At 63.2% G+C, this 23638-nt stretch carries 23 protein-coding genes; 13 read left to right on the top strand and 10 right to left on the bottom strand.

What is annotated here, in order from left to right; genetic code table 11:
• Positions 1-3 precede the first annotated feature (3 nt).
• Positions 4-1164 (top strand): acyl-CoA dehydrogenase family protein, encoded by a 1161-nt coding sequence (locus ACAG26_RS20610; RefSeq protein WP_370484926.1) that lies wholly within the window; start codon positions 4-6, stop codon positions 1162-1164.
• Between the two features lie 19 nt (positions 1165-1183).
• Positions 1184-2506: a phytoene desaturase family protein gene (locus ACAG26_RS20605; protein WP_370484925.1), complete on the top strand. Its 1323-nt coding sequence runs from the start codon at positions 1184-1186 to the stop codon at positions 2504-2506.
• 25 nt (positions 2507-2531) lie between these two features.
• On the opposite strand, the gene ACAG26_RS20600 is transcribed toward ACAG26_RS20605, so the two are convergent.
• Together ACAG26_RS20600 and ACAG26_RS20595 are read right to left on the bottom strand one after the other, a co-directional pair.
• Positions 2532-3188 carry a TetR/AcrR family transcriptional regulator gene (locus ACAG26_RS20600; RefSeq protein WP_370484924.1) on the bottom strand — a complete coding sequence of 219 codons (657 nt, stop codon included), beginning with the start codon at positions 3186-3188 and terminating at the stop codon, positions 2532-2534.
• Between the two features lie 90 nt (positions 3189-3278).
• Entirely contained in the window at positions 3279-3779 is a 501-nt protein-coding gene (locus tag ACAG26_RS20595; RefSeq protein WP_370484923.1) for a TetR/AcrR family transcriptional regulator C-terminal domain-containing protein, read from the bottom strand.
• Between ACAG26_RS20595 and ACAG26_RS20590 the strand changes: the two genes are divergently transcribed.
• The 7 genes from ACAG26_RS20590 to ACAG26_RS20560 all read left to right on the top strand — a co-directional run bounded on the left by ACAG26_RS20590 (position 3769) and on the right by ACAG26_RS20560 (position 11322).
• On the top strand, positions 3769-5454 hold the full coding sequence (locus ACAG26_RS20590) for a hypothetical protein (protein ID WP_370484922.1): 1686 nt from the start codon (positions 3769-3771) through the stop codon (positions 5452-5454). The genes ACAG26_RS20595 and ACAG26_RS20590 overlap by 11 nt on opposite strands.
• 107 nt (positions 5455-5561) lie before the next feature.
• Positions 5562-6959: an acyl-CoA reductase gene (locus ACAG26_RS20585; protein WP_370484921.1), complete on the top strand. Its 1398-nt coding sequence runs from the start codon at positions 5562-5564 to the stop codon at positions 6957-6959.
• Positions 6956-8032 (top strand): phosphotransferase, encoded by a 1077-nt coding sequence (locus ACAG26_RS20580; RefSeq protein WP_370484920.1) that lies wholly within the window; start codon positions 6956-6958, stop codon positions 8030-8032. The genes ACAG26_RS20585 and ACAG26_RS20580 overlap by 4 nt, the downstream gene beginning before the upstream one ends.
• Positions 8033-8035: 3 nt before the next feature.
• Complete coding sequence (locus tag ACAG26_RS20575; protein ID WP_370484919.1) at positions 8036-8839, top strand: SDR family NAD(P)-dependent oxidoreductase; 804 nt, start codon at positions 8036-8038, stop codon at positions 8837-8839.
• A 58-nt stretch (positions 8840-8897) separates the two neighbouring features.
• Positions 8898-9887: a 2Fe-2S iron-sulfur cluster-binding protein gene (locus ACAG26_RS20570; protein ID WP_370484959.1), complete on the top strand. Its 990-nt coding sequence runs from the start codon at positions 8898-8900 to the stop codon at positions 9885-9887.
• A 33-nt stretch (positions 9888-9920) separates the two neighbouring features.
• A complete protein-coding gene (locus tag ACAG26_RS20565) occupies positions 9921-11123 on the top strand; it encodes a cytochrome P450 (protein WP_370484918.1) in 1203 nt (400 codons plus the stop codon).
• On the top strand, positions 11020-11322 hold the full coding sequence (locus tag ACAG26_RS20560) for a ferredoxin (RefSeq protein WP_370484917.1): 303 nt from the start codon (positions 11020-11022) through the stop codon (positions 11320-11322). The genes ACAG26_RS20565 and ACAG26_RS20560 overlap by 104 nt, the downstream gene beginning before the upstream one ends.
• A gap of 33 nt (positions 11323-11355) precedes the next feature.
• Here ACAG26_RS20560 and ACAG26_RS20555 read toward each other — a convergent pair whose 3' ends face one another.
• The 3 genes from ACAG26_RS20555 to ACAG26_RS20545 are packed head-to-tail and all read right to left on the bottom strand — an operon-like array spanning position 11356 to position 14686.
• The gene (locus ACAG26_RS20555) at positions 11356-12459 is read right to left on the bottom strand and encodes a TIGR03857 family LLM class F420-dependent oxidoreductase (protein ID WP_370484916.1); all 1104 of its coding nucleotides are present in this window, start codon (positions 12457-12459) and stop codon (positions 11356-11358) included.
• A complete protein-coding gene (locus tag ACAG26_RS20550; RefSeq protein WP_370484915.1) occupies positions 12456-13598 on the bottom strand; it encodes an LLM class flavin-dependent oxidoreductase in 1143 nt (380 codons plus the stop codon). Before ACAG26_RS20550 ends, ACAG26_RS20555 begins: the two co-directional genes overlap by 4 nt.
• A 14-nt stretch (positions 13599-13612) precedes the next feature.
• A complete protein-coding gene (locus ACAG26_RS20545) occupies positions 13613-14686 on the bottom strand; it encodes a phosphotransferase (RefSeq protein ID WP_370484914.1) in 1074 nt (357 codons plus the stop codon).
• A 111-nt stretch (positions 14687-14797) separates the two neighbouring features.
• On the opposite strand from ACAG26_RS20545, the gene ACAG26_RS20540 reads away from it, so the two are divergent.
• Entirely contained in the window at positions 14798-15421 is a 624-nt protein-coding gene (locus tag ACAG26_RS20540) for a TetR/AcrR family transcriptional regulator (RefSeq protein ID WP_370484913.1), read from the top strand.
• Positions 15422-15465: 44 nt separating this feature from the next.
• On the opposite strand, the gene ACAG26_RS20535 is transcribed toward ACAG26_RS20540, so the two are convergent.
• Positions 15466-16266: a TetR/AcrR family transcriptional regulator gene (locus tag ACAG26_RS20535; RefSeq protein ID WP_370484912.1), complete on the bottom strand. Its 801-nt coding sequence runs from the start codon at positions 16264-16266 to the stop codon at positions 15466-15468.
• A 149-nt stretch (positions 16267-16415) separates the two neighbouring features.
• Here ACAG26_RS20535 and ACAG26_RS20530 point away from each other — a divergent pair, with 149 nt between their 5' ends.
• The 3 genes from ACAG26_RS20530 to ACAG26_RS20520 all read left to right on the top strand — a co-directional run bounded on the left by ACAG26_RS20530 (position 16416) and on the right by ACAG26_RS20520 (position 18847).
• The gene (locus ACAG26_RS20530) at positions 16416-17063 is read left to right on the top strand and encodes a VOC family protein (protein WP_370484911.1); all 648 of its coding nucleotides are present in this window, start codon (positions 16416-16418) and stop codon (positions 17061-17063) included.
• The gene (locus ACAG26_RS20525) at positions 17064-17306 is read left to right on the top strand and encodes a glyoxalase (RefSeq protein WP_370484910.1); all 243 of its coding nucleotides are present in this window, start codon (positions 17064-17066) and stop codon (positions 17304-17306) included.
• Positions 17307-17434: 128 nt separating this feature from the next.
• Positions 17435-18847 carry an FAD-binding oxidoreductase gene (locus ACAG26_RS20520; RefSeq protein ID WP_370484909.1) on the top strand — a complete coding sequence of 471 codons (1413 nt, stop codon included), beginning with the start codon at positions 17435-17437 and terminating at the stop codon, positions 18845-18847.
• Between the two features lie 20 nt (positions 18848-18867).
• On the opposite strand, the gene ACAG26_RS20515 is transcribed toward ACAG26_RS20520, so the two are convergent.
• From ACAG26_RS20515 to ACAG26_RS20500, 4 genes are all read right to left on the bottom strand, one after another.
• Positions 18868-20433, bottom strand: coding sequence for an FAD-dependent monooxygenase (locus tag ACAG26_RS20515; protein ID WP_370484908.1), 1566 nt, complete (start codon positions 20431-20433; stop codon positions 18868-18870).
• Positions 20434-20573: 140 nt separating this feature from the next.
• Positions 20574-21569: a fumarylacetoacetate hydrolase family protein gene (locus ACAG26_RS20510; RefSeq protein WP_370484907.1), complete on the bottom strand. Its 996-nt coding sequence runs from the start codon at positions 21567-21569 to the stop codon at positions 20574-20576.
• A gap of 37 nt (positions 21570-21606) precedes the next feature.
• Complete coding sequence (locus ACAG26_RS20505) at positions 21607-22491, bottom strand: NAD(P)-dependent oxidoreductase (protein ID WP_370484906.1); 885 nt, start codon at positions 22489-22491, stop codon at positions 21607-21609.
• A gap of 48 nt (positions 22492-22539) precedes the next feature.
• On the bottom strand, positions 22540-23508 hold the full coding sequence (locus tag ACAG26_RS20500; protein ID WP_370484905.1) for a VOC family protein: 969 nt from the start codon (positions 23506-23508) through the stop codon (positions 22540-22542).
• Positions 23509-23638: the final 130 nt, after the last annotated feature.

Genomic DNA, 23638 nt, shown 5'->3' with positions numbered 1-23638 from the left:
AGCATGGCCGGATTGATCAACGATTCCGTCGAACACCGGGCGGTCCGGGACAGTGTGGCCGGTATTGCTGAGCGTTACGGGCCGCACTACTTCCTGCAGCGCGGCCGCACCGGGGAGGGGATCGAGGAGCTCTGGTCGGACCTGGGTACCGCGGGACTGCTGGGACTGCACCTGCCCGAGGAGTATGGCGGCGGGGGAGGAGGAATGGCCGAAGCAGTCGTCGTCGTCGAGGAGCTGGCCGCCCACGGCATGCCGTTGCTCATCTGGGTCATCTCACCGGCGATCTGCGGCAACATCTTGTCCCAACACGGGTCGGTTTCGCTGAAGCAGCAGTGGCTGCCCTCGATCGCCGACGGGAGCAAGAAAATGGCATTTGGTCTGACCGAACCCGATGCCGGATCCAACAGCCACAACCTCAAGACGACCGCGCGGAGGACCGGGGCCGGCTGGACGATTACGGGGAGCAAATACTACATCTCGGCCGTGGACCAAGCCAGTGCGATCCTGATCGTGGCCCGCGATGCCGATCAGTCGACGCCGGAGAACAACGCGCTGTCACTGTTCGTGGTGCCCACCGACAGCCCTGGCTTGACCTACCGGCCTATCGATACGTCGATCGTGTCGCCCGACAAGCAATTCCTTGTCTACCTAGATCAAGTCCAGGTCGGTGAGGAGGCGCTGATCGGTGTGGCCGGCAACGGATTGCGGCAAGTGTTCGACGGGCTGAACCCGGAACGAATTCTCGTAGGCGCGTTGTGCGGCGGCATTGGTAGATACGCCATCGACAAGGCGTGCGCGTACGCCAAGCAGCGTTGTGTCTGGTCCACACCGATCGGGGCGCATCAGGGTGTCGCCCATCCGCTGGCGGAAGCCCACATCGCCGTCGAGCTCAGTCGGATGGCGACGGCACGCAGCGCCGAAATGTTCGATGCCGGCCAGCCGGCCGGCGAAGCCGCCAACATCGCGAAGTTCGCTGCGTCGGAAGCAGCGCTGAAAGCTCTGGACCAAGCCATCCAAACCCACGGCGGCAACGGGCTTTCCAACGAATACGGGCTATCCGAACTCTGGTTCGTAACCCGGTTGATGCGTACCGCGCCCGTCAGCCGTGAGATGACCCTGAACTTCATTGCGCAGACTTCGTTAGGTCTGCCCCGCTCCTACTAACCGACGAAGGTGATAGCAGATGAGCACAGAACAGCAGTTTGACGCCGTCGTCATAGGCGCTGGAGCGGGGGGCCTGTTCACAGCGGCCCGCTTGGCCCACCACGGTTACCGCACCCTGGTCGTCGAGCGCTTCGACAAAGTCGGCGGGCGGGCATCCACCGACGACATCGACGGATTCAAGGTCAACAACGGTGCCATCGTCATCGAGGTTGGCGGGATAACCCAGCAGACCTTTGAAGAGGTGGGCGCGCCGTTCGACGTCCGCGAGCCCAAACCACCGATCCTGTACCGCATCGCGGGCAAAGATGTGGACGTCACCGGAGGCGGTTGGGGATTTCTGCTGAGCAAGCTCACTCGCCAGGGGGCGAAATTGGTCAAGGGGATCGGTGCTGCACGCGACGATTCCGGCCTGCCCACCGACGAGCTCTCCACCGAGCAATGGGTAGCCAAATACACGAAAAACGAGGGTGTACACGGAATCTTCCGTAATATGTGTGCGTCGGTGTTCGCGGTGGGGTCTGAGGACTTACCGGCGCGGGTGTTCCTGACCTACTTCACCCGAAAGAGCGCGTTCAAGCGGTTCGGTTTCCATCCGGAGGGAACGATTGGCCTGTGGCGGGCTCTGTCGGAAGTCGTTGAGTCACGCGGGGGCAGGGTCTGGTTGTCCACTCCCGCGGTCAAGATCATCTCCGACAACGGTGCGGTAACCGGCGTCGAAGTGCTGCGTAACGGCGAGACGATAGCCATTGCAACGCCGGTTGTGGTCAGTGATGTGGGTCCGGCGGCCACTGTCGCATTGCTCGGTGAGGACGCTGTGCCGAATGACTATCTGGAACTGGTGCAACGGGGTGACCGCCCCACCTCGATGATCTCAGTGAACTTCGCCAGCCGGGAGCGGCTGATCGACGTTCCGGGCATGCTCAGCTTTGCCAAGTCGCGAAGGCTAGCCTACATCGCCAATTTCACCGACACCTGCCCTGAGATGGCCCCCGACGGCTGGAATCTCTACGTCGGCACCTCCGTGCCAAAGCCGTCTCTCGGCGATTTCGACGAGGTCGCCGAAACAGAGCTCCTGCTGCAGGATCTGCAGGATCAGATCGATCGATTCAATGACCGCGCAAGAATATTGAACGTTGCGGTCACGCGTGACGATTGGCCGCCACAGCGGGCCGTAGCGGGGTTCGACCTTCCACACGAAACACCGTTCGCGGGGTTGTGGAATGTCGGCGACGGCGTGAAGGAATACGCCAACGGCGGCACCACAGCCTGCGCTGAAACCGCCAGACTGGTGGTCGACAAGATCATCGCCACCCATCGACCTGCCCCGTTGTCGGGCACATGATCATCTTCGATGCTGACCCGCGACGCTATGCGTGCTCACCGAGTGCGTGACGGACGAACGACTGGGCGTTGGCGACCACTACCTCCGGTAAGCCGCGGTGCGGATCCCACCACTCAAGGGCCCAGTTCAGCATGCCGAGAACCAGCATTTGCGCGATGTAAAGATCGAAGTCGGCGCGGAGTTCGCCGGAGCGGGCCAAGTCGTTGATGATCCTGCGCCAAATCTCGCCATAGCGCTCCTCCTCCTCAATCTGGCGCTTGCGGATCTTCAGCGGCACCTGTCCCGCGTTTCGAATGGAAGCGGTTGCGTAGTCGGATATCTCGAGTGCGTGACGCAAGTGCGCTTCGACGGCTGCGAGTAGGCGGTCCATCGCGGTGGCATCGGGGGGTAAGGCGTCAAGCACCGCAGCGACGTGCTTGCGGATATCGGCGATCCCAACCCACATGACTTCTTCGATGAGATCGTCGCGGGATGGATAGTAGTAGTAGATGGCCGGTGTCTGTAGGTCGGCGTGTGCGGCTACGGCATTCAGGCGAAGGCCGGCATAGCCCTTTGTGCTCAGCACGTGCGCCGCTGCGTCAAGAATTCGGGTGCGTGTCTGCGCCGCCTTCGAATCGCCGGTGGCATCACGGCCCGCGGGAGAGACGGTTGGAGACGAGCCGTTCCCTGTCCCGCTGACCATCAGCTGATGATAACGCCGGGGTGATCAGCCCGCCGGATGCGGGCCACCGAGGAAGCAAGATCCCCAGTCACTGGCCGCGCTCGGTCGGCGTCAAAGGTCAGCGCGAAGGCCGCGGATGATGAGGCTCAGCCCGTACTCGAAAGCGGCCGGGTCCAGGTGCGCCGCATAGTTCGCGGCGTCTGCGCTCAGACCCGGAAATCCCTCCGCGTGCTTGTGGCGGATTTCCAAGGGAAGCTGGCGTAAAGCCGGTGATCCCTGGGCGACGGCGAATCCGAGTGCGTAACTGGTAAGCACGCCAAGTGCGTGCAGGGCTTTCTCGGACGAAAAGCCCGCGTCGTGTAGCGCGGTGAGGATGAGTTCGCGGCGATGGAACAGGCCGGGTTTGAGCTTGTCATCGGTGAGGGCGATGGTCACCAGGTTCGGGTGGCGCTGGCAGATGGTGTGCAGCTCACGCACCGCGTCGCCGACCCGCTCGTACCACAGTCCGCTGCTCGTCGGCGGCGCTGGAACTTCGTCGAACGCGAGTGCCGTCACCTGTTCATAGAGCTCTTCTTTGTTGCGCACATACCCGTAGAGCGTCATGACGCCCATTCCCATCTCGTCGGCGAGCTGGCGCATACTGAACATTCCCGGCTCGCCATTGTCGATCAGGCGTAATGCGGTGCGGAGGACTTCGGCTCGGGTAAAGCGTGGACGCGGGCCCGGTCGTCTCGCCCGGTTTGAGGTCCCTGAAGCCGTTGACACATCACCACCGTACAGCTTACGGTTCAGACCAACGGATCTCCGTACGCCATACGGTGAAGTGTCGACGAGGAGGAATTCGGTGACGATGTCCGCTGTTGCGATTCCGCCCTCGGCGGCAGATGTTCGGGCTTTTGCCGACACGCCAGCCGAATTCTTCGGCCATTCCTGGTACGCCATGCAGCACTTGCCGGCCGAGGAGCTCGGCGCGTTGCAGTTGGCGGCGCTGCGGATGCGCTTCGAGCAGTTGCGCGATGCGATCCCCACCCTGACCACGATGGCCGCCGAGACCCATATCACCGCCATCGAATGCCTTAACGACGTAGTGCCGCTCCTATTCCAGCACTCGGTATACAAGTCGTATCCGGTCTCGCTGCTGGTAAAGAACCAGTTCACCGCGCTGACCCGGTGGCTGGATCGGCTAACCACCCATGACCTAAGCGCGATCGACGTGAGCCGATGCGACAGCATCGATTCGTGGCTGGACGTGCTGGACGCCCAGACTCCGTTGCGGGTGGCGCACACCTCCGGCACCGCCGGGATGATGTCCTTCCTGCCACGTGGGCTGGGTGAATGGGATCAGATGTTCGCCGCCGCCCGCTGCGGACTGTTCCAGTACTCCGATCCGGCTGGGGCGGGCGGTCGACACGACGGCGAGTACTTCAACCTGGTGTGGCCGCTCTACCGGTACGGTCGCAGCGCGATCTTGCGCGCGCCGCAGATGGGATTACCGCACTTACTAGGGTCCGAGGAGCGGCTGCATGCGCTGCGTCCCGGCCGGATGAGTTCCGACTCGATGTTCCTCGCCGGCCGGCTGCGGGCGGCTGCCGCCCGCGGCGAGGTCGACCAGCTCGAGATCAATCCAGCGCTGAGTGCACGCAAGGAGCAGTTCGAGCGTGAGCAACGTGAAATGGCCGAGACGATGCCAAGGTTCGTCGACCAGATCGTGGAGCGGTTGCGTGGTGAGCGGGTGTGGTTGCTGGCGACCTGGAACGTGCTTTATTCGATTGCCGAAGCCGCGTTGAGCACGGGCATTTCCGATGTCTTCGCGCCCGATTCGCTGGTGAGCACCGGCGGCGGGGCGAAGGGTGCGGTCGTCCCCGACGACTGGGAGCAGACCGTCCGCAAGTTCACCGGTGTTGACCATATCCAGCACATGTATGTGATGTCCGAGATCACCGCGATGAACAAGATGTGTGAGCGCGGCAGATATCACTTTGAGCCGTGGATCATCCCGTTCGTGTTGGACCCCGTGGACGGAAGGGTGCTGCCCAGGGAGGGGGAGCAGACCGGTCGTGCGGCGGTGTTCGACCTGTTGGCTTCAAGTTACTGGGGCGGATACATCACCGGTGATGAGGTTTCCGCTCGCTTCGCTGCGTGCGGCTGCGGGCGGACCACCCCGCACTTGGATCGGCGCATCGAGCGGTTCAGTGAGAAGCACGGCGGTGACGACAAGATCACCTGCGTGGCGTCGGAGGATGCCCATCGGGCCGCGCTGGAATTCCTTAACGAGAGGCTTGCCTGATGACCGCCACAGCACGTGCTACCCGAACGTCGGAGCTGGCCATTCCGGCGTACGTACGTGGCGAGACTCTGCATGATGAGCTGGTCACGTTCGAGGGTCGGGGTGGTATGGCGAGTTTCCAGGCGCCCGACCCGAACCGGGTAGTTCACCGGCTGCCCTTGCGCGACCCCCGCAAGCTATCGGATGTGCATCGGCTGCCCTTCTCGGAGATCGTCGACTACCTCGACGAGCTTGGTCGGCACCTCGTGCTCGATTCGAACGCGCACCTGCAGCAGGCGCTGGAGCACTCGGCTCAGTGGTCCGACATGACTATCCCGCTGGTTCGCGCGTCGTTCCAGCAGCTCCCCGCGCTGTTTGACGCGGATGCGGTGCGCCAGCTCGCCGAGGCGACGATTGGCGTGCCCCACTTGGCGGGCTGGGTCGAGCGGACGATGGCCGACGGGCGGACGGTGAGCATCCGTGCGATGGGTGCTCGCACGCTGCACATCATCGCCGGCAACAGCCCGATCATCGCGGCGTTGTCTATCGTGCGCAATGCGGTGGCCCGGTCCGACGCGGTGGTCAAGACGCCGTCCAACGACCCGCTGACGGCGCTGGCCATCGCGCGGACTATGGCCGAGATGGCGCCCGACCATCCGATCACCCGGCACCTTTCGGTGGTGTACTGGAAGGGCGGCGATACGGAGGTGGAGACCGCGCTGTGCCAACCGGCCAACATCGAGAAGATCATCGCCTGGGGCGGGTTCGCCTCGGTCACTCACGTGTTGCGCTACGTCCAACCCGGGCTCGAGCTGATCACGCTGGACCCTAAACGCAGCGCCACCATCATCGGGCCGGAAGCGTTCGCGTCGGAGCAGAGTGTCCAAGAGGTAGCGCTGCGGCTGGCCACCGACATCGGGGCGCTCAATCAACTGGGCTGCGTCAACGCGCGGGTGGTATACGTGGCTTCTGGGCTCGCACCGGACGGCCTGGACCGGCTCAACACTCTCGGCGAGGCTGTTTATCAGCAGCTGCAGCGCTTGCCCGAAATGCTGAGCACACCCGCCAAGACCTTTGACCCCGAGCTGCGTGGCAGCATGGACGCGTTGCGCGCCAGCCCCGAGTGGTATCGGGTCTACGGCGGGCGTGACGGTGAGGGCGCGGTCATCTGTTCGCAGCTGGACGAGCCGGTGGATTTCCACCGCTCACTCTCCGGCCGGGTAGCCAACCTGGTCCCGATTGAAGACCCGCTGGACGCCGTCGCCTACGTCAACGCCTACACCCAGACGATCGGGATCTACCCGGAGTCGCTGAAGGCGACGCTGCGTGATGTGCTCGCGCTGCACGGAGCACAGCGGCTGGTGTCACTCGGCTACGCCGCCGACCCGGACGTGACGCTGCCACAAGACGGGCTTGAGCCGATGCGGCGGATGGTGAAATGGATTGTCGACGAGCAATGCGACCCGGAAACGGTCACCCCGCTGTGGGTTTCACACTCCAACTCGGCTGAGAGGAGGCCGGTATGACACACATCGTCGACACCGTGGGGGACCTAACCCCGGAGTGGTTCACCGGTGCGCTTTGCGAAGGCGGCACGATCGGCGAGGAGGTCAGCGTGACGTCGGCGAAGACCGAATTGGTCGGCACCGGCCAGCTCGGTCTGGTCGTGCGGGCCGACCTGGAATACGATGCTGAAGGTGGCCCGGCTTCGCTCATCGTGAAGCTGCCGTCGCAGGACGCCAGCAGTCGCCATCTGGGCGCCGCGATGGGTGTGTACGAAGCCGAGGTCCGCTTCTACCAGGAGATTGAGCCACTTGTGACGGTTCAGGTCCCGCGCATGCATTGGGGCGGCTTGGAGCCGCAAACCGGCAGGTTCACCCTGGTCATCGACAACCTATCACCCGGTTCGGTGGTCGGTGACATGGTCGTCGGCTGCTCACTGGAACACGCCCGGCTCGCGGTGATGGAGTTGGTCAAGCTGCAGTCGTCAAGCTGGGACCACCCTGAATTGCTCGGCCGCAAGTGGATAGCCGACGCCGCGCGCACCGAGATGCTCTTCGCTGCCGTCCCCGCCGCGCTTGGGCCGTTCCTGGAACGCTTCGCGGATCGCCTTGAGCCTGAGCACATCGACCTGGTCAAGCAGTTGGCGCCGAAAGCCTCGCTTTACACCACGAAGGCGTGGAAGCGCCCATTCGTGGTGGCTCACGGTGACTATCGGCTGGACAACGTCATGTTCGGCGTCGATCCGGCTGCTCCGCCAATATCCATCATCGACTGGCAGGCAGCCCGGCTCGCTCCGCCGCTGGTCGATGTGGCGATCTTCTTGGGCGCCTGTGTCAGCCCGGCCGAGCGGCGTGCTCACGAGCGTGATTTGCTCCGTCGCTACCACGAGGGCTTGCGGTCCGCCGGGGTCGAAGGCTTCTCGCTGGACGACTGTTGGGAGGGCTATCGTCGCGCCGCGCTCTACCCGTTCCTGCTCGGCGTCGCGATGTCGATGACGCTGGAGCGGACGGAGCGGGGGGACGCGATGTGGGCGCGACTGATGCGAGACACGGCTGATCTAGTCCACGCCACCGGCGCCGCGGACGTATTGGACTAGACCATGGCTATTCCCGCACCCCGGCCCGGCCACGCTGCGCTGGTCACCGGAGCCTCCTCGGGCATAGGAGAGGAGTTGGTCCGCGAACTCGCAACCCGCGGCCATGATGTCGTCTTGGTCGCACGCCGCCGCGACCGCCTGGAGAATCTGGCCACCGAGGTGCGCGACAAGCATCAGCGCCGCGCCGAGGTGCTGCCCTGCGACCTGGCCGACCCGGACGACCGCGTCCGGATGCTGCGCGAGCTGGGCGAGCTGGGTCTCGCGCTCGACGTACTGGTGCTGTGCGCAGGATTTGGGATGGTCGGGCCGTTTCTTGGCAACGACCCCGACCGCATCACCTTGATGATGCGGACCAACGTCGAATCCACCGTTGCGTTGGCCCGCTTGCTGACGCCGGCGATGGTCGAGCGGCGCTCCGGCGCGTTGTTGTTCGTCTCTTCGATGGCCGGAAACCAACCGATGCCCAACTTCGCGCCGTACGCCGCTACCAAGGCGGCGATCACCTCGATCGCGCAAGCCCTGCACTGCGAGCTCAAACCCTTCGGCGTCACCGTGACCGCGATGTGCCCGGCCAGTGTCTCCACCGAGTTCTCCGAAATCGCTGACGGCGCGGAACAAGCAAAACGCCAACCCGCGTTCCTCACCGCGACCCCGCGGCAGTGCGCGACGGCCGGCCTGGATGCCCTTGCCGACGGGCGGCGTACTGTCGTGCCGCTGCTTTCCGCACGGGTTTTCGCGTCGATTGCCGCCCGTCTCCCTCGGGCGTTGTGGCTGCCGATATGCCGCAAGATGCTACAAGGGGCGTGACCTCCCAGCTCTTGATACATCAACGTAGAATAGTTTACTATGCTGTTTGATGAACGTGATGCCGGTGTCGCGAGTCGCTGTCGGTGATTCTGGACCACAACCCAGCGAAGTAGATCTCACGCTTACGGTGGATCAACTTGGCTACATCGCCGATGATGTTGTGTCGTTGACGTTGGTGGATCCAGACGGGCATCCACTTCCTGCGTGGGAACCGGGCGCCCACATCGACGTGCTCCTCGACAATTCGATGGTCCGGCAGTACTCACTGTGTGGGGAACCTCGGGATCGTCAACGCTGGCGGGTCGCGGTGAGAAGGGATCCGGACGGTCGTGGGGGTTCGGTGTATTTGCACTGCCACATGGCAGCGGGCGCCCGTGTGAGGGTCAGGGGTCCTCGCAACGCATTTCCCCTCATCACTCGATCACGATACTTGTTTATCGCGGGCGGGATCGGGATTACTCCGCTGTTACCGATGATCGCAGCTGTCGCCCGGGACGGCCTCTCGTGGAACTTGCTGTACGGAGGGCGGACTCGCGCATCCATGCCGTTTCTGGAAACCCTCGCGCACTACGGGAGCCGCGTCGAGGTTTGCCCCGAGAATGAGCGCGGGCTGCTCGATATCGCTGTGGTCCTGGACCGCGTCGCGCCGCAGACGGCGGTGTATTGCTGTGGGCCAGAACCGCTGATCGCCGCAGTCGAAGACCTCGCATCACGGCGTGACGACATCTCGTTGCACACGGAGCGCTTTGCGCCGCGTGCCGTCGCAACGCTCAGGACGGACGAGCCGTTCGAAGTCTATTGCGCCGAATCCGATGTGACGTTGTTGGTACCACCGGGCAGGTCCGTTCTTGAGGTGGCCGCCGACGCCGGGATTGACGTACTTTGCTCGTGCAAGGAGGGGACCTGCGGCACGTGTGAAGTGGACGTGCTCGATGGTCAACCCGATCACCGCGATTCATTTCTGAGCCCGCAAGAGCGCGCGTCCAACGAGACGATGCTGATCTGTGTCTCCCGCTGTGTTGGTCACCGGTTAACTCTTGACCTGTGAGCCCAGGAAGTTTCCTGATAAGGAGGAATCGCAATGGCCACGCCCGACAATGCCGAGCTCGTCGAAAAGCTACGCAACTTCAGCTCCGATGAATCTACGCCAGCTGAAGCGATCGAGTTATTCGCCGATGCGCGGGAGCGGTGTCCTGTCGCGCACAGCGACAAACAGGGCGGTTTCCGTCTGCTGCTCAACTACGACGATATTAAATCGGCCCATACCGACTGGCAGACGTTCGCGTCCTCGCCGAGCGTTACTAGGCCTTTCGCCGAGCGCCCCGCGTTCCCGCCGCTGGAACACGATCCCCCCGAACACACGGTGTGGCGGGAGCTGTTCAGTCGAGTGCTTAACCAGGACACCGCGATACGGGTGGAGCCGGTGTTCCGGGCCGATGTTGTCGAACAGATCGACAAACTCTTGGCGGTCGGAACCTGCGACCTGGTCGCTGACTTCGCCGAAGAACTACCGCTGCTGGCGCTGTGTCATCTGCTGGGCTTAGCCCCGGAAAAGCGTGCTGCAGTACGCGCAAAGACGTTGGACATGGTGGGGCATCTCGGAGACCAAGACCGCGCCGCGGCCACGTTCATGGCGCTTGCGCAGCTTGGCGTGGAGGAGGTGCTGGACCGGCGGGAGAACCCCCGTGACGACTTCCTGACCGAGCTGTCCGTCGCCGAACTCAACGGTCGCTTGCTGACGCTGGATGAGCTCACCATGACGATGAGCAGCTTTCTGGTCGCCGGTCACGGCACGACCGTGGCGGGGATGTCCAGTTTGTTGTATGAAGTATTGTCTTCGTCGGAAACGAGGGCAAGGCTGATCCGCGAGCCCGATTTGATCCGGTCTGCCGTCGAAGAGAATCTACGGTTGCACCCGCCCTTTTTCGGTCTGTTCCGCCGCGCCGTCAAACCGACGATTGTCCACGATGTCGAGATCGCCGAGGGCGAATCATTATTGATGTGTTGGGCCGCGGCCAACCGCGACCCGAAAGTCTACGACGAGCCCGACACCTTCTCGCTGGAGCGAAAGCAATCGCGCCGTAGCCGCCACCTCACGTTTGGATTCGGGATCCACAGTTGCCCGGCTGCTCCGATCGCGAGGATGGAGATGGGGGTGGCCCTTGAGGAACTACTGCGTCGTGCTCCGGGCACCGAACTCAAAGATCCCGCATCGGTTCGATTCGAGTTCCGCGGGACCGAAACGGCAGCGATTCCCAGCCTTCCGGCCACGGTGCGGGGGTGAGACGGTGCACGTCCGGGTGAACTACGAGTGGTGCGAGGGTCACGGACAATGTGTGCTTGCAGCACCTGAAGTGTTCGAGCTTACCGACGACGATGAGCAAGTACGGGTGCTCAACCACGAGCCCAGCGAGGAATTGCGCGCCAGCGTCGAAGCCGCGCGGTCACTATGCCCGACGCGGGCCATCACCGTGGAGCCTTGAGGTTCTGGCTCTGAGCCCGAGGAGGGGCAGGGGTTAGGCATCTGTGGCGGCGCGGCCCTTCCACGCCGCGAGAAGCGTGGCGTTCTGGGCTGGGGTCGAGCCATACGTGGTGAGCTCGTCGGCGCCGGCGTCGACGAATCGTTGGAGGTTGGCTGCGCATTCGTCGGCTGTTCCGAACGCGCAGGAATCGAGCATCCATTCGTCGGGGATCAGCCCGGCGGCATCCATCATCTGGTGGCGGTGGAGTTCCATGTCCGCGACCTTCGCCAGCCCGGTGAAGATGGGGTGGTTGCGGACGTCGAGAACCACCTTCTCGTCCCACCCGTTCACGCGGGCGAGGTTCTCGCCATATCCGGGGTAGACGAAGTACGACGTTGCGCGTCCGTGCGCGAGTTGGCGGAACTCCTCTTCGGACAGGTCGGGGGCGGTTATGACCGACTGGCAGATTCGCACGGTGGCGGGGTCGCGGTCGATCCGCTCGCAAGCTGAACGGATGCGCGCTACGGCGGCTTCGGTGGCGCGGGGGGTGAATACTGGGGGGAGCACGACGCCGTCGAATCCAGCGGCGATAGCCTCCGCACCTTTGAGGTTGGCGAACGAACCGATCCACAGTTCCGGGGCCGGCCCGTCGTAGGTTTCGGAGAAGGAGAAATTCTCGAAGGATCCGGACTGGCCGGCATACGAAACCGATTCGCCGCGCCACAGGGCGCGGTACATGTGCGCGTACTCGATCATTTCACGGTACTTGGCTTTGCGCACCCCCATGCGTTTGAAAATCATGTCGTCGCCGAGTCCGAGGCAGATCGTCGTACGGGGGCCGTAGCAGGCCTGCATGGTGGCTCCGAAAGCCGCGATATTCCACACCTGGCGGGTCTGGGGGTCGATGGTTCCGGTAGCCAGCAGAATTGTGGAGGTGCGGGCCGCGATGCCGCTGAGAATAACGTCGGCGTGCTTAATGTCGTAGCGCTCGGATAGGAAGGCGCGGTGGAATCCGAGACGGTCGGCGTCGACTCCGTCCTGGATTCCTTCGGCGACCGTACGGTACTCGGTGTCGAATCGTCGGTCCCTGGGGCGGGCGCTTACGGCCCCGGAGATGAGGTAGGTGCTGAGGTCGGCGGCCCGGGCGGGAGTGGTCATTTCGACGCCGACTTGAGCTCGCGGCACAGGTCCACCATCCATCCGACGGCGGCCGGGGCGTCGGCCGGGTCACCGACGACAGGTAGGTAGTCGAAGGGGAGGACCCAGTCGATCCCGGCTTCCAAGTACGGCCGCATTTGGGCTGCCACGTCGGCCGGGCTCCCCGCGAACCAGGAGCGTTCGACGTGCTCCCGGGTGGTCGCGGCAAGAACGGTGTCGACGAGATCGTCTGGGGTGTCGTTCGGCAGCAGATCCTTGTAGTAAGCCCAGCCCGGCGGGAAGGGCAGCGGGAGCCCCTCCTCCTGCCACTGACGCGATTCCACCCGGCCGTTCGCGGCGCTGAAGAACTTGATCAGCGGGTTGTCGAAGGCTTGTTCCAGGACATTCTGATCGGGGTGCAACAATATCGCTGCCCACAGGCCGATTCGGAACGCCTCGGGGTCTCTTCCCTTCTGCTCCACCTCTTTGCGGATCGAGCCGACAGCCTCGGCGACTTGATCCGGGTTGGAGAATGCGCCCGGTAGGGTGAAGGCCATGCCGTCCGCGAACGAGGTGGAGCAGTCGGTGAGCCTGGGCCCGCCACCGAGACCCCACAGCGTCGGCAGGTGTTCGTTGGCATTGCCGAGGAACGCTTTCTCGAACGTCCACCGCTCGCCCGCATAGTCGAACGGGCCGTCGGTTTCCACGGCGCGTCGATAGATCTGCATCAGGTCTCGCATCCGGGACATGCCCTGCTTGTACGGGTGACCGAAGGGGCGAGTCTGTTTCACCTCGCCCCCGCCGATTTGGAAGTTGGCGTGGCCTTCGGTGATATGCGCCAGCGTCAGCATCGACTGGATCAGCTCCGAGGGAGCGCGCCGGATGCTGTCGGTGGTCAGGTGCATGTTCAGCCGTGGGGCCGCCGCGTATATGTACGGTGCGACCATGAACGCATCCATTGCGGAGTCCGGGTCTCGCACAATCGACGCGATGGGTGTGTTTTCCTCGGTCCACAATTGACGGGGAAGAAAACCCGCCAGCTGATCCGGCACCAGCACGCCGTCAACTACTCCGCTGTCCTGCAAGACTGTGCTCTGCTCTGCAAGGACAGCGGCTGGGAAGTAGCGGTTGGTCCACAGACCCACACAGGTCTCTAACACGATGCCTCCTTGATTTAGGCAAGCTGGTCGATGGTGTCGAAGGCGTTCAGATCGTGACAGTGCAGGAGGGGGCGAAGCAGCGCTGGATCGGTCAGACCTCGACCGTCGTGACGGTTCAGCGCGCCGACAAGGGCGATTCCCTGCCCAAGCGGAAACAGGATCGACTGCCGGTAGTGGGCTACGCACTGTTGCCAGTCGTAGTCGGTGACGCCGAGCGCGCAGAGGCGCCGGTGGTACCGACTCAGCAGGCTCTCCCAGTGCTGGCGAAGATCCTCGATATTCATGCTTCCGGCCAGAAGATTGGCGACGTCGTGTATGCCTCGGCTGACGCCGACGGACTGCCAGTCGACGAAGATCGGAGTGCCGTCGTCGTCGAAGAAGATGTTGTCCAAGCGGCAGTCGTTGTGGACAACGGTGCGTGGCCCCGCAGCACATGCGTCGACCACCTCGCGCCATCGGGGTGCGAGTGATTCGACCGCTTTGATCGCCTCGACAGGAGCGCGGTCGGCGTAGCGATCAGCTAGGACGTCGACGCCAGTGTTCACGACTTGCGCGACCATACTGGCGTATGCCTCGTCAGTGGGTGATGCCAGCCACGACTCCTCGCACATCGGCGACTCCCAGAATGCCGCGTGCTGCTCAGCAAGAACATCCATTAGCCGATCGGCATCCTCCTTCGCCAGACCCGCGGCCTGATCCCCAGCTCGCAGTCCACCGAGGTCTTCGAGCAACAGCGGCGTGATCGTGCCGTCACCGACGCCGAGGCAACGTGGGCTGCACAACCGCATCTGATCGGCATGCTCGGCGTAGAACCGGATCTCGCGCTCCTGCATCCCCAGCGCCTGATCCAGCGCCAAACGCACCCCCTCGCGGGCACTGATCTTCGCGATCACACTGGAGGGACCCGATGGGTGGCGCGGATCGTAGCTAAGCCTCAACCGGGCCATGTCCGCTACCGCTCCGCTGACCGACATCGGCTCCGCGCGGACCGTCGTCAGGACCACCGACCCAAAGCCGTGCGACCGCAACATCTCCTGGCACCATGGCGGCTCCAGCGCAGAAAGCCGGGAGTCGACGGCCCCGTTCATCGCACACTCCGACCCGTGATCGGCTCGGCCGGATTGTGCTCTGGCATCGCGCCTCCCCGACTTCTTATCGGTAACTAGTTACTGACTAATACCTCGGGTACGATACCACTCGTGTCAAACGCCCAGCCCCCTCGACTGACCGGCGACCAGCGGCGCAGCCAGATACTGGAAGTGGCTCGGTCGGAGTTCCTCAGCAAGGGTCTCGCCGGTGCCCGGGTCCAGTCCGTCGCCGACGCCGCCGGAGTCAACAGCGCGTTGATCTACAAGCACTTCGACTCCAAGGAGAAGCTTTTCGAGGAGGCGATCATGGCGCCTGTTCACGAACTGCTAAGTGACCGGATCGATGCCGTCCGTACCTTGCCCTCGGACCCGGGCGGAGCAACGCAGCGTGAGTCGACACGTGAGTTCTTCGCTGCGCTACTGCAGATGTTCGTGGAATCGTTCGGTGCTCTCGGGGTGATCCTCTTCGGCGACCGCGATCATGCGCGCCGGTTTTACGCCGACCAGATCCGGCCGTTGATCGACGCCGCCATCGACGCCACGCGCCTCAACCTCGATCGGTGGGAACACCGGGACTTCGACGTCGAAGTCGCTGTCCAGTCGATGTTCGGCGCCGCCTTCTGGTTGGCCCTCGACCATTCGATGCGTGACGATAACGGCGACCTCGCAGCCCAAGTCGACGCGGTGATCGACCTCACCTTCGATGGCATCAGCGCACCACCGGGCGCGCTGTGAACAACGGTGGATACCGGTCGCGCTGACCGTCGAGTGGGCTGTCGTTATTCGCTCGGCTTGGGATGATCGCTCTCAGTATCGAGAAGTCGCTCGAGGTAGGCGAGGTCCTGACGCAACAGAGCCACCGCCGCCCGCGGTCCGGTTGTGGCGGTGATCCGATCAGCGGCCTGCAAGACGCTGGCCACCGCGAGGTCGGCAATATCGCTCGCGGCTTGATCGGCGGTCGCTTTGTCTTCCTCGTGAAACCACCATGCGACCCAGTTACACATACCGATCACCGCCAGCGCCGCCGATCGGGGATTCACGGGCCGGAACTGTCCTGCCTCGATGCCCTGGGTGATCACAGCGATGAGGTTGCGCAGCATGGTGCGTTTGGTCTTTTCGTGAATGTCCGCCAACCCATCGGGGAGTTCCGCCTCCGATCGCGCCAGCAATAAGAATCGCGTGGGTTGCAAGGCGCGGTTGTGGGCCATTACGTAGGCGATGCGGGAAAGCTTCTCCGCGGGACCGAGATTCGGGTCGGTGGCGACGTCGAGGACCTGTGCAGTATTCCCCTCAGTAATTTCGGTGACGAGTTTGGTCAGCAACTCATCTTTACTTTTCACGTAGTAGTACAAGGCGGGCCGCGTAATGCCCATCTCGTCGGCGATATCCTGCAGGCTCGTCCCGGCGAAACCGCGCCGAGCAAACAGCTTTGCAGCGGTCTCGTACATCTGGTTCTCGACGAGTTCTTTCCGCATGCTCGAGGCGCTCGAAACCGCTGCACGCTGTTTGCCCCCCGATTTCGGCGCGGCTGGCCGATCAGTCGTGTCGAAGGTCTCCGTCGTGTCGATCGTCTCCGCCATCCCCTCATGCTAGGCGGGGTCACCGTCACAACCAGCGACCGCCGCGCCGACCAGTTTACATCAATGCTCAATAGTTGACGACAATGTTGACTGGCCAGGATGTTGGGGCTACTCTCGACGGACAGCGATGCTGAGGAAGGGGACCTACGATGGCCGACTCCACCGTGGCCGGTGGGCGGGTAGAGAACCTGGCCCGCGGCGTTGACCATGCCGCTTTTCCCACCTTCGACCCCGCGGCAACCGTCCGCTTCTACCACGACATTTTGGGTTTCCCGATCGTGCATTCTGTTTGCGCGGTGGGCTGGGGTCCAGCCGACCATCCCGACTTTGTTCATTTTTTCTTCGATATCGGGCAAGGCGACCGGATTGCCTTTTTCTATTACTTCGGTGTCGAGCGGTTCAGTCGGAGCGGGGACGCGTATGCCACGCACGGCCCGGAGATCCCGGGGTTTTTCAAGGATTCGCGCCACCTGGCGATACATGTCGATTCCGTCGGCGACCTCGACGAATACCGTCGACGATTAGAGTCCAATTCGTGGACTGTTGAGATGCAGGTCAAGCACGAGACCATCGAATCGATCTACACGCACGATCCCAACGGCTATCTGGTCGAGTTCACCTATCCCACGCGCGCCACCACCAAGGTCGACGATAACGACGCTGAGCTGACGGTGCGGGCCTTGGTCGATGTTGTCGAGTCCTGCGAACAGCCTTCGCTGGCGGCGCTGTGGGTCCGCAAAGCCGAGCTGATCGTCAGCCAGGCCACCGCGGATGAACTAGTCGGGGAGCGCCACTAGATGGTCGAACTCTACGTTCTCGATGTGCCCGAGTTCCGGCCGGTCATCGATGAAGGTTCACGATGCGCAACCAGAATTCGGAGCGTGGGTAACTACGTCGAATTGGCCAGCGACCGCTCATTGACGATCGAGCGTAAAAAGGCGGGAGCCCGTCGCTCGGTCTGGTTCAGCTCGATCGGTGCACTACGCAATGGCAAAGTGGCGCAATTTGATGACGACGTTTTGCGTATCGAGCCGGAATAGGCTCGCAAAAATGAACAACACGCGGCTCGTTCACCCGGTTTCGATTCAACGCTGGGTCACGAGTCGGCGAATTTGTGATGTGTAGCGCTTTACGGAAATAGGTGTGTTGGCCACAGGCAGGAGCGATGATGGCGGTAGCGGCGTCGGGCAGGTTGAACTCCGTCCCGGAGGATTTCCGCGGGCCGGTGTTTTATCCGGGTAGCGAGGATTATGTGAAAGCTCGCGCCATTTACAACACCCGTATGGCCGACCGGCAGCCCGCCGCGATCGCTCGTGCGCTCGATACCGCCGACGTGGTGACCCTGGTGCGCTTCGCTGCCGAGAAAAATATTTCGCTCGCGGTCCGGGCCGGAGGGCACGGTGTTGACGGCACTGCGATGCCTGACGGTGCGCTGGTACTTGATCTGACCGCGTTCAAAGGCATCACGGTCGACGAGTCGACGGCACGCGTGCGACTGGGCGCCGGTGTGTTGTTGGGGGAGATGGATCCGGCGCTCAATGACCACGGACTGGTAGTACCGTCGGGCACGGTGAGTACCACCGGGGTTGCCGGGCTGACGATCGGCGGGGGCGTCGGCTACAACATGCGCCGCTACGGAGCCACTGTCGACAACCTCATCTCCTGCGAGGTGGTCACTACCGATGGCCGGGTGGTGCAGGCGAGCAAGGACGAGAACGCCGATCTGTTCTGGGCGCTGCGCGGTGGTGGCGGAAACTTCGGCATCATCACCGATTTCGAGTTTCAAGCGCGCCCGATGCGGCCGGTGGTGTCGGCGGGGATGATTCCTTACGCCCACGATCAGGCTCCCTCGGTGATGCGCGCTCTTCGCGAGTACATGCCCACGGCCCCGCGTGAGCTCGCGGTAATCGCTGCATTGACACAATGTCCGCCACTGCCGCCCGTGCCGGCGGAGATGCATGGGCAGGACGTGTTGATGTTCGTTGTGGTGTTCTCCGGTTCGCCCGAGCAGTCCGACACGGTGATAAAGGAGCTGGCTGCGTGCGGAACGCCAGCGACGATCGCGGTAGCGCCGACGCCGTGGCCGGTGGCCAACAGCATGCTTGATGTGATTGCGCCCTATGGCCGACGGGTGTACACGAAGGGCGGGTATCTGTCGCAGCTCTCCGATGCCGCGATCGACATTGGCGTGAAACACGCTGCGACGGCTCCGCCACGCACGGCTCCACCCGCTCCCAGCACCGTGCAGAACTTCTGGTCGCTGGGCGGTGCTATCACTGAGGACTTCGAGGAGGACTCGTGTGCGTTCTCCCGCGAGGGTGCGACCTGGTTCTGGGAGGTCGCTACTCAATGGGACGAAGAGAACGATGACCAGAAGTTCATGACATGGGCTGACGAGTTACACGTCGATCTGCGGTCACGCCTGCGCGACAATTGTTACATCAACCTGACAACCGATTTGGGTCCCGAATGGCGTTCGGGCGCATGGGGCTCGGCGACGAAGCACCGTCGCTTGGTCGAGGCTAAATCGAAGTGGGATCCCGATAACATGCTGCGGCACAATAAGAATATCGACCTGTAGGTGCCGAGTCTGTCGGATTCTTATGAGCTGACGTCTAGCTCCAAGAGGTCGGCGCGGTCGGCCACGATTCCGTCGGCCACGAGGTCCTGTTGATCGGCGCGAGCACGGATCGCTACCGCGCAGTCGGTCTCGGAGCGGATGCGCTCGGCAACCGCAAGCCGATCCATCAGATCGGATCGCCCCGTGCCGCCGGTGAGCGCAACAATGTGAGCCCCGCTGCGCGCATGCTCTTTGGCGCGCTGGACATAGTCGTCACCATCGGGCCCCCAGGCATCCCCGTTGGCCACGTCGATGGTCATGACGGTGCCGTTGCTGGCGCTGCCGTCAGCAGGCGGTAGTACCCGCGTCGGTAGTTTGAGCTTGTGGTTGGAGAAGGCATGGTGCAGCACCCACTGCGAAAGCTCGCGCACAGGGACCGCCGCGGCAGGGACGTTGGCGAAATCAGCTGTCGCCTGGACCGCAAGTTCGAGGTCTGACGCAGCCAGTCCATCCAGCGAGACGACGCCCGATCGGCTGAGGTAGGCGAGGGCGATCCGAGACGGCGATAGATCTTTGCGTGCCGGGAAGGATTCCCACCACAACTGGCTGCGCATGGCCCTCTCCTGAAGGCGCGCCACGCTGGGTCGGCGGGTGCGGACGAACTCTTGCAGCACTCTGCCTGGCGGGCGAGTTTCGAGCGCGGCGAGGCTCTCGACCAGTGCGATGGCGCTTTCCAAGGCGACTTTGGTGCCTGAACCCAGTGACGGGTGGACCGTGGCCGCCGCGTCGCCGAGCAGCACCACATTTTGGTAGGACCAATTCTGGCATTTCAAGGTCGTGAAATGCGACCAGCGTGACCTGTTGCCGAAGAAGTGCGCGCCCTTCAACATCGTCGAGTACGCGTCGGACAGGTATTCCAGTGCCCGGTCATCGGATTCATCATCGGATTTCCACTCGTGATCAGTGAAACCTGCACGGCGGATCGTCTCTGAGCTGGTCTCAATGACAAAGGTCGACAATCCTTGAGCGTACGGGTATGCGTGCGCTACGAAGATTCCCGCCGGTGTCTCGACAGGTTCGAAAACGCTACCGCTCAGCTCGATATCGGCTGCACACCAGATGAATACTCCACGGCCCATGGTGGTGCTGGCGTTGAATTGCGGCAAGAACCGACTGCGTGTGCTGCTGGAAAGGCCGTCTGCCCCGACGACGATGTCGGCGTTGCCCCGAAGGTCGTCCACGTGAGCGGGTGCGCCGATACGGACCTCTGCACCGGCTTCCTCGGCTCCCTCGAGAAGGATGCGCAGCAACTCGGCGCGACGGATCGCTCCGGTGTGTGACCGCCCGAAGTTGACAGTTCCCTGAGGGAGGTGAAATTCGGCTGATGAGAAGGGAAATGTCGCCGCCCGCAGCCGGCGATGGATGGTCGGGTCGGCGTCATCGACCGCCTTGAGCAGTGCTCGGGTCAGGCCCACACCGAAGCCAAAAGTGTCATGCGGAGGGAGGTGCTCGAACAGGCGAATCTTCCAGTCCGGATAGCGAAGGGCGGCTAGGCGGGCCGTGAACGCGCCAGCGGGTCCGCCTCCGATGATGTCCAAGCGTGCCATAGGTCTCTGCGGCTCCGTTTACGGTCGGTGGTGGTCTGGTATGGGACAAAAGTTGTGACGCCATGCTGTGGCGGTGTCAACGGCCCTTCTTGCTGCTGGGACAAGCAGGCGAAGATAGGCGACATCGCAAACGCACTGCGCTAACCGGTGAAGCAGATTCGGTTGGTCAGCACGTCGATACCGTCTACCGAAACGGTTACGTGATCGCCGTTCCGCAGGAATGGGCCGCCAGGTCCACTCTCCACCGCGGTGCCCCCGGGTGTCCCAGACAGAATCATGTCGCCGGAACCTATGGGGATATACGTCGATACATGCGCGGCGATCCTTCCGAAGGAGTATTTCATTTGGGAGGTATTCCCACGTTGGCGCACTTCTTGGTTGACGCTGCAGGAAATCGACAGGTTATCCACCGCTGGGTGGTCGACCACCATCCACGGTCCGCAGCTGTTGCCGGTCCGGAAGTTTTTGGTCAGCGACCAGGTCAAAGGGCCGTGGTCGGTCTGTGAAACACCCAAGGCGGTGTCGCGAATGCTGAAATCGTTCCAGGCGGTATACCCCCAGATGCAGGCTGCCGTGCGCCCGGGCTGGTGGTTCCCGGCTCCGAGAACCACGGCCACTTCGGCCTCGTAGTCCAGGTATCGCGTTCCAGCCGGCGGAGTGATCGTGGCTTCCGTGCCAACGATCGTGCCCGGAATAACGTAGAAGCCCCACGGAGGGGTATTGCCAGCGTCGCCGTTGAGGACGGAGTCGGGTAGGTCCATCTGCGTACCCATCGTTGACGTGTGCGCCGGGAAGTTGCCGCCCATTGCGAAGATCCGCGATCCTGGATCTGGGATCGGTGGATCCAGCGGTAGCTCCTCATAGGTGTGGATAGGCAGCCGCGTGCGGTCCTGACGGATGTCGTCCATCGCGATTGCGGCCAATTTCCGCAACGTTTCCCGCGCGTCGGCCCAATTGCTGATCATGGGAAGCCAGCTCTGCCCGGGATCCTGGAACAAAGCATGGATCCCGCGGGCAGTCTCGGGCGCCTCCGATCGCAGTGCGGGCTCGGTGGCGACGATATCGATCACGTGCAGTTGGTGGCCGACTTCCAGGATCAGCCCGGTACCGGCCCCCGTGATCCGAACAAGCCTCACCAGCGGAGACCTCGCACCCAGCCGTACGCAGGCCTGCTCATGGTGTCGGTCCTTGCGTAAGGGTCGTGAATAATTTGGCCGGCTCGGCGTCACCCTCTCCGGCATCCGAAAGCCGGCGGTAGTGCTGCGCTACGATCGCCAGAAGATCTGTCGGCGCGCCGATCTCTTTGCCGTACTGCAGAACCTGGTCAACGTCTTTGAGCGTCATGTCGACGGTGACCAGCGTCCCCTCGAACTGACCGGCGGCGATCAGCGGGGCGCGGATCTGAAATTGTCCGGACGTGGCGCCTGGACTGGCAGCGATCAGCTTGCTGACTTCGGACAGGTCGAGCCCCGCCCGCTGCGCGTATGCCATTGCCTCCACCGCGGCGGTCACATTAATGGTGGCCAGAAATTGGGCGACGAACTTGTACTTCGACCCGTTGAGCGATGAACCGACGTAAGTCACCTGAGGTGACATGGCTTGCAGCACGGGCTCATGCCGCAGATAGAGATCGTGGTCCCCGCTGGCGTAGATCATCGCTATTTTGCGTTCCACCATTGCGGGCGTGCCGCTGACAGGCGCGTCAAGCATGCCGGATTGCGCGGCGACCAGTTTTTTGCGGGCGGTTGTCTTGACTTCCAGCGGCAAGGTGCTGGCCTCGATGAGCGGTGGTACCGGGTTGGCCCGCAGGATGCCGTCGGGGCCGTCGAGGATGTCTTCGAAAGCCGACGCCGACGGCATGCAGGTGACGATGACCTCCGACGCCTCGGCAACCGCCTGCGGTGACCCGTCCCCGCCGATGTGACCACCGGCTTGGACGAGTTCGTGGCTGCGCCCCCGCTTTGTGGTCGCCACCGCGTGGCCGGCTTCGAGCAATCGCTTTGCTAGCGGCAAGCCCAGCCGCCCGACGCCGATGAAGCCGACCGTCCCCAAGCTCATGACTTCTCCTCGATAGCTCTGGTCGCCACGTCGCGTGCTCGCGGCATGTTAGGTGTTGTCGACCGCGAAGGTCTCATCAAGCGAGGCGCCCAGCAGTGCATCTGCCGGCGGCGGTCCCATCAGTTCGGCAGGCGGTGCGCCGGTGTCCCATTCGTCAACGGCGTGTGGGTCTTCAACCGTCCAGGTGCGGGGCACATAGGTCGGGTCGTGCAGGATGATCTCTTCCTCGACCGAGTACTCGAACCAGTAGCCCTCGGCGTCGCGGAAGTACATGGCGATGTTGTGCCCGGGGCCGTGCCGCAGCGGACCCCACTCGATCCGCACGTCGTTGGCCTGCAACGCGGTGGCGGTGGAGTAGAAGGCATCAACGTTCTTCATGCTGAACTGGATGTGGTGCAGGGCAGTCTCCGGCGTCCGCACGAGCACGACATCGTGATACAGGTAGCGGCCCGGGGAGCGGAGGAAACCCATCACCTGAACTCCGCCGGGACCCATGATCCGGCTGGAGTACAGCTGCCCCAACGTCTCGAGCATGAACGCCTCTTCCGCCTCAAAATCGGGGGCGCCCAAGCCGAGATGATCGGCGACGACAGGCTCGGGCCCGCCGGTGTCGGGCGCCTCGATCAGATGGGACACCGGGATTTCGGTGCTGACACCGGTCGTGAGTTCCAGGCAGTGACCCGCCGGGGTCAGCACCCGGATGGCCGGACTGCCCTCCCATCCCGCGGCGTCGAGCTTCCTGACAGTGGCACCCGTGGCCTCCAGCCGAGTGGCTGCTGACTCCAGCGTGGCACCGTCGTGTACGAGATAGCTGACGTGATGCAGACCGTGGGTGTCGCTTGGTTTGTAGACCAACGAGTACCTGTCGACACCGTGCGCACTTAAGTAATGGGTGCCGTCGGGATCGACGTGGGCCAGATTGAAGCCGAGTCGCTGGGTGGCGAATGCTGCGGCTGACTCGGGGTCCCGCGCTTTGAGGGCAATGTAATTAACGCGCTCAATGCCGATTGGTGACAACGCTGCCTCCTTGTAGCCAGGGGGACGTCGAAGCCAGCACAAATCAGTGCGCAATCAACGCCCGGACACCAGCTTACGGCGGCGGCGACTATTTGACAACAACGTCGGATACCCCTAGTGTGACGGAGGT

The organism is Mycobacterium sp. pUA109, assembly GCF_041287095.1.
GTDB lineage: Bacteria > Actinomycetota > Actinomycetes > Mycobacteriales > Mycobacteriaceae > Mycobacterium.
Note: the sequence above shows the minus strand (reverse complement) of the source record. Positions and strands in the feature narration are given on the sequence as shown.

What these genes read in the sequence shown, in the direction of transcription:
- ACAG26_RS20610 (WP_370484926.1), top strand. Translation starts at nt 4, where the DNA reads ATGGCCGGATTGATCAACGATTCCGTCGAACACCGGGCGGTCCGGGAC.
- ACAG26_RS20605 (WP_370484925.1), top strand. Translation starts at nt 1,184, where the DNA reads ATGAGCACAGAACAGCAGTTTGACGCCGTCGTCATAGGCGCTGGAGCG.
- ACAG26_RS20600 (WP_370484924.1), bottom strand. Translation starts at nt 3,188, where the DNA reads ATGGTCAGCGGGACAGGGAACGGCTCGTCTCCAACCGTCTCTCCCGCG.
- ACAG26_RS20590 (WP_370484922.1), top strand. Translation starts at nt 3,769, where the DNA reads ATGACGCCCATTCCCATCTCGTCGGCGAGCTGGCGCATACTGAACATT.
- ACAG26_RS20595 (WP_370484923.1), bottom strand. Translation starts at nt 3,779, where the DNA reads ATGGGCGTCATGACGCTCTACGGGTATGTGCGCAACAAAGAAGAGCTC.
- ACAG26_RS20585 (WP_370484921.1), top strand. Translation starts at nt 5,562, where the DNA reads ATGGCGAGTTTCCAGGCGCCCGACCCGAACCGGGTAGTTCACCGGCTG.
- ACAG26_RS20580 (WP_370484920.1), top strand. Translation starts at nt 6,956, where the DNA reads ATGACACACATCGTCGACACCGTGGGGGACCTAACCCCGGAGTGGTTC.
- ACAG26_RS20575 (WP_370484919.1), top strand. Translation starts at nt 8,036, where the DNA reads ATGGCTATTCCCGCACCCCGGCCCGGCCACGCTGCGCTGGTCACCGGA.
- ACAG26_RS20570 (WP_370484959.1), top strand. Translation starts at nt 8,898, where the DNA reads ATGCCGGTGTCGCGAGTCGCTGTCGGTGATTCTGGACCACAACCCAGC.
- ACAG26_RS20565 (WP_370484918.1), top strand. Translation starts at nt 9,921, where the DNA reads ATGGCCACGCCCGACAATGCCGAGCTCGTCGAAAAGCTACGCAACTTC.
- ACAG26_RS20555 (WP_370484916.1), bottom strand. Translation starts at nt 12,459, where the DNA reads ATGACCACTCCCGCCCGGGCCGCCGACCTCAGCACCTACCTCATCTCC.
- ACAG26_RS20545 (WP_370484914.1), bottom strand. Translation starts at nt 14,686, where the DNA reads ATGAACGGGGCCGTCGACTCCCGGCTTTCTGCGCTGGAGCCGCCATGG.
- ACAG26_RS20535 (WP_370484912.1), bottom strand. Translation starts at nt 16,266, where the DNA reads ATGGCGGAGACGATCGACACGACGGAGACCTTCGACACGACTGATCGG.
- ACAG26_RS20530 (WP_370484911.1), top strand. Translation starts at nt 16,416, where the DNA reads ATGGCCGACTCCACCGTGGCCGGTGGGCGGGTAGAGAACCTGGCCCGC.
- ACAG26_RS20525 (WP_370484910.1), top strand. Translation starts at nt 17,064, where the DNA reads ATGGTCGAACTCTACGTTCTCGATGTGCCCGAGTTCCGGCCGGTCATC.
- ACAG26_RS20520 (WP_370484909.1), top strand. Translation starts at nt 17,435, where the DNA reads ATGGCGGTAGCGGCGTCGGGCAGGTTGAACTCCGTCCCGGAGGATTTC.
- ACAG26_RS20515 (WP_370484908.1), bottom strand. Translation starts at nt 20,433, where the DNA reads ATGGCACGCTTGGACATCATCGGAGGCGGACCCGCTGGCGCGTTCACG.
- ACAG26_RS20505 (WP_370484906.1), bottom strand. Translation starts at nt 22,491, where the DNA reads ATGAGCTTGGGGACGGTCGGCTTCATCGGCGTCGGGCGGCTGGGCTTG.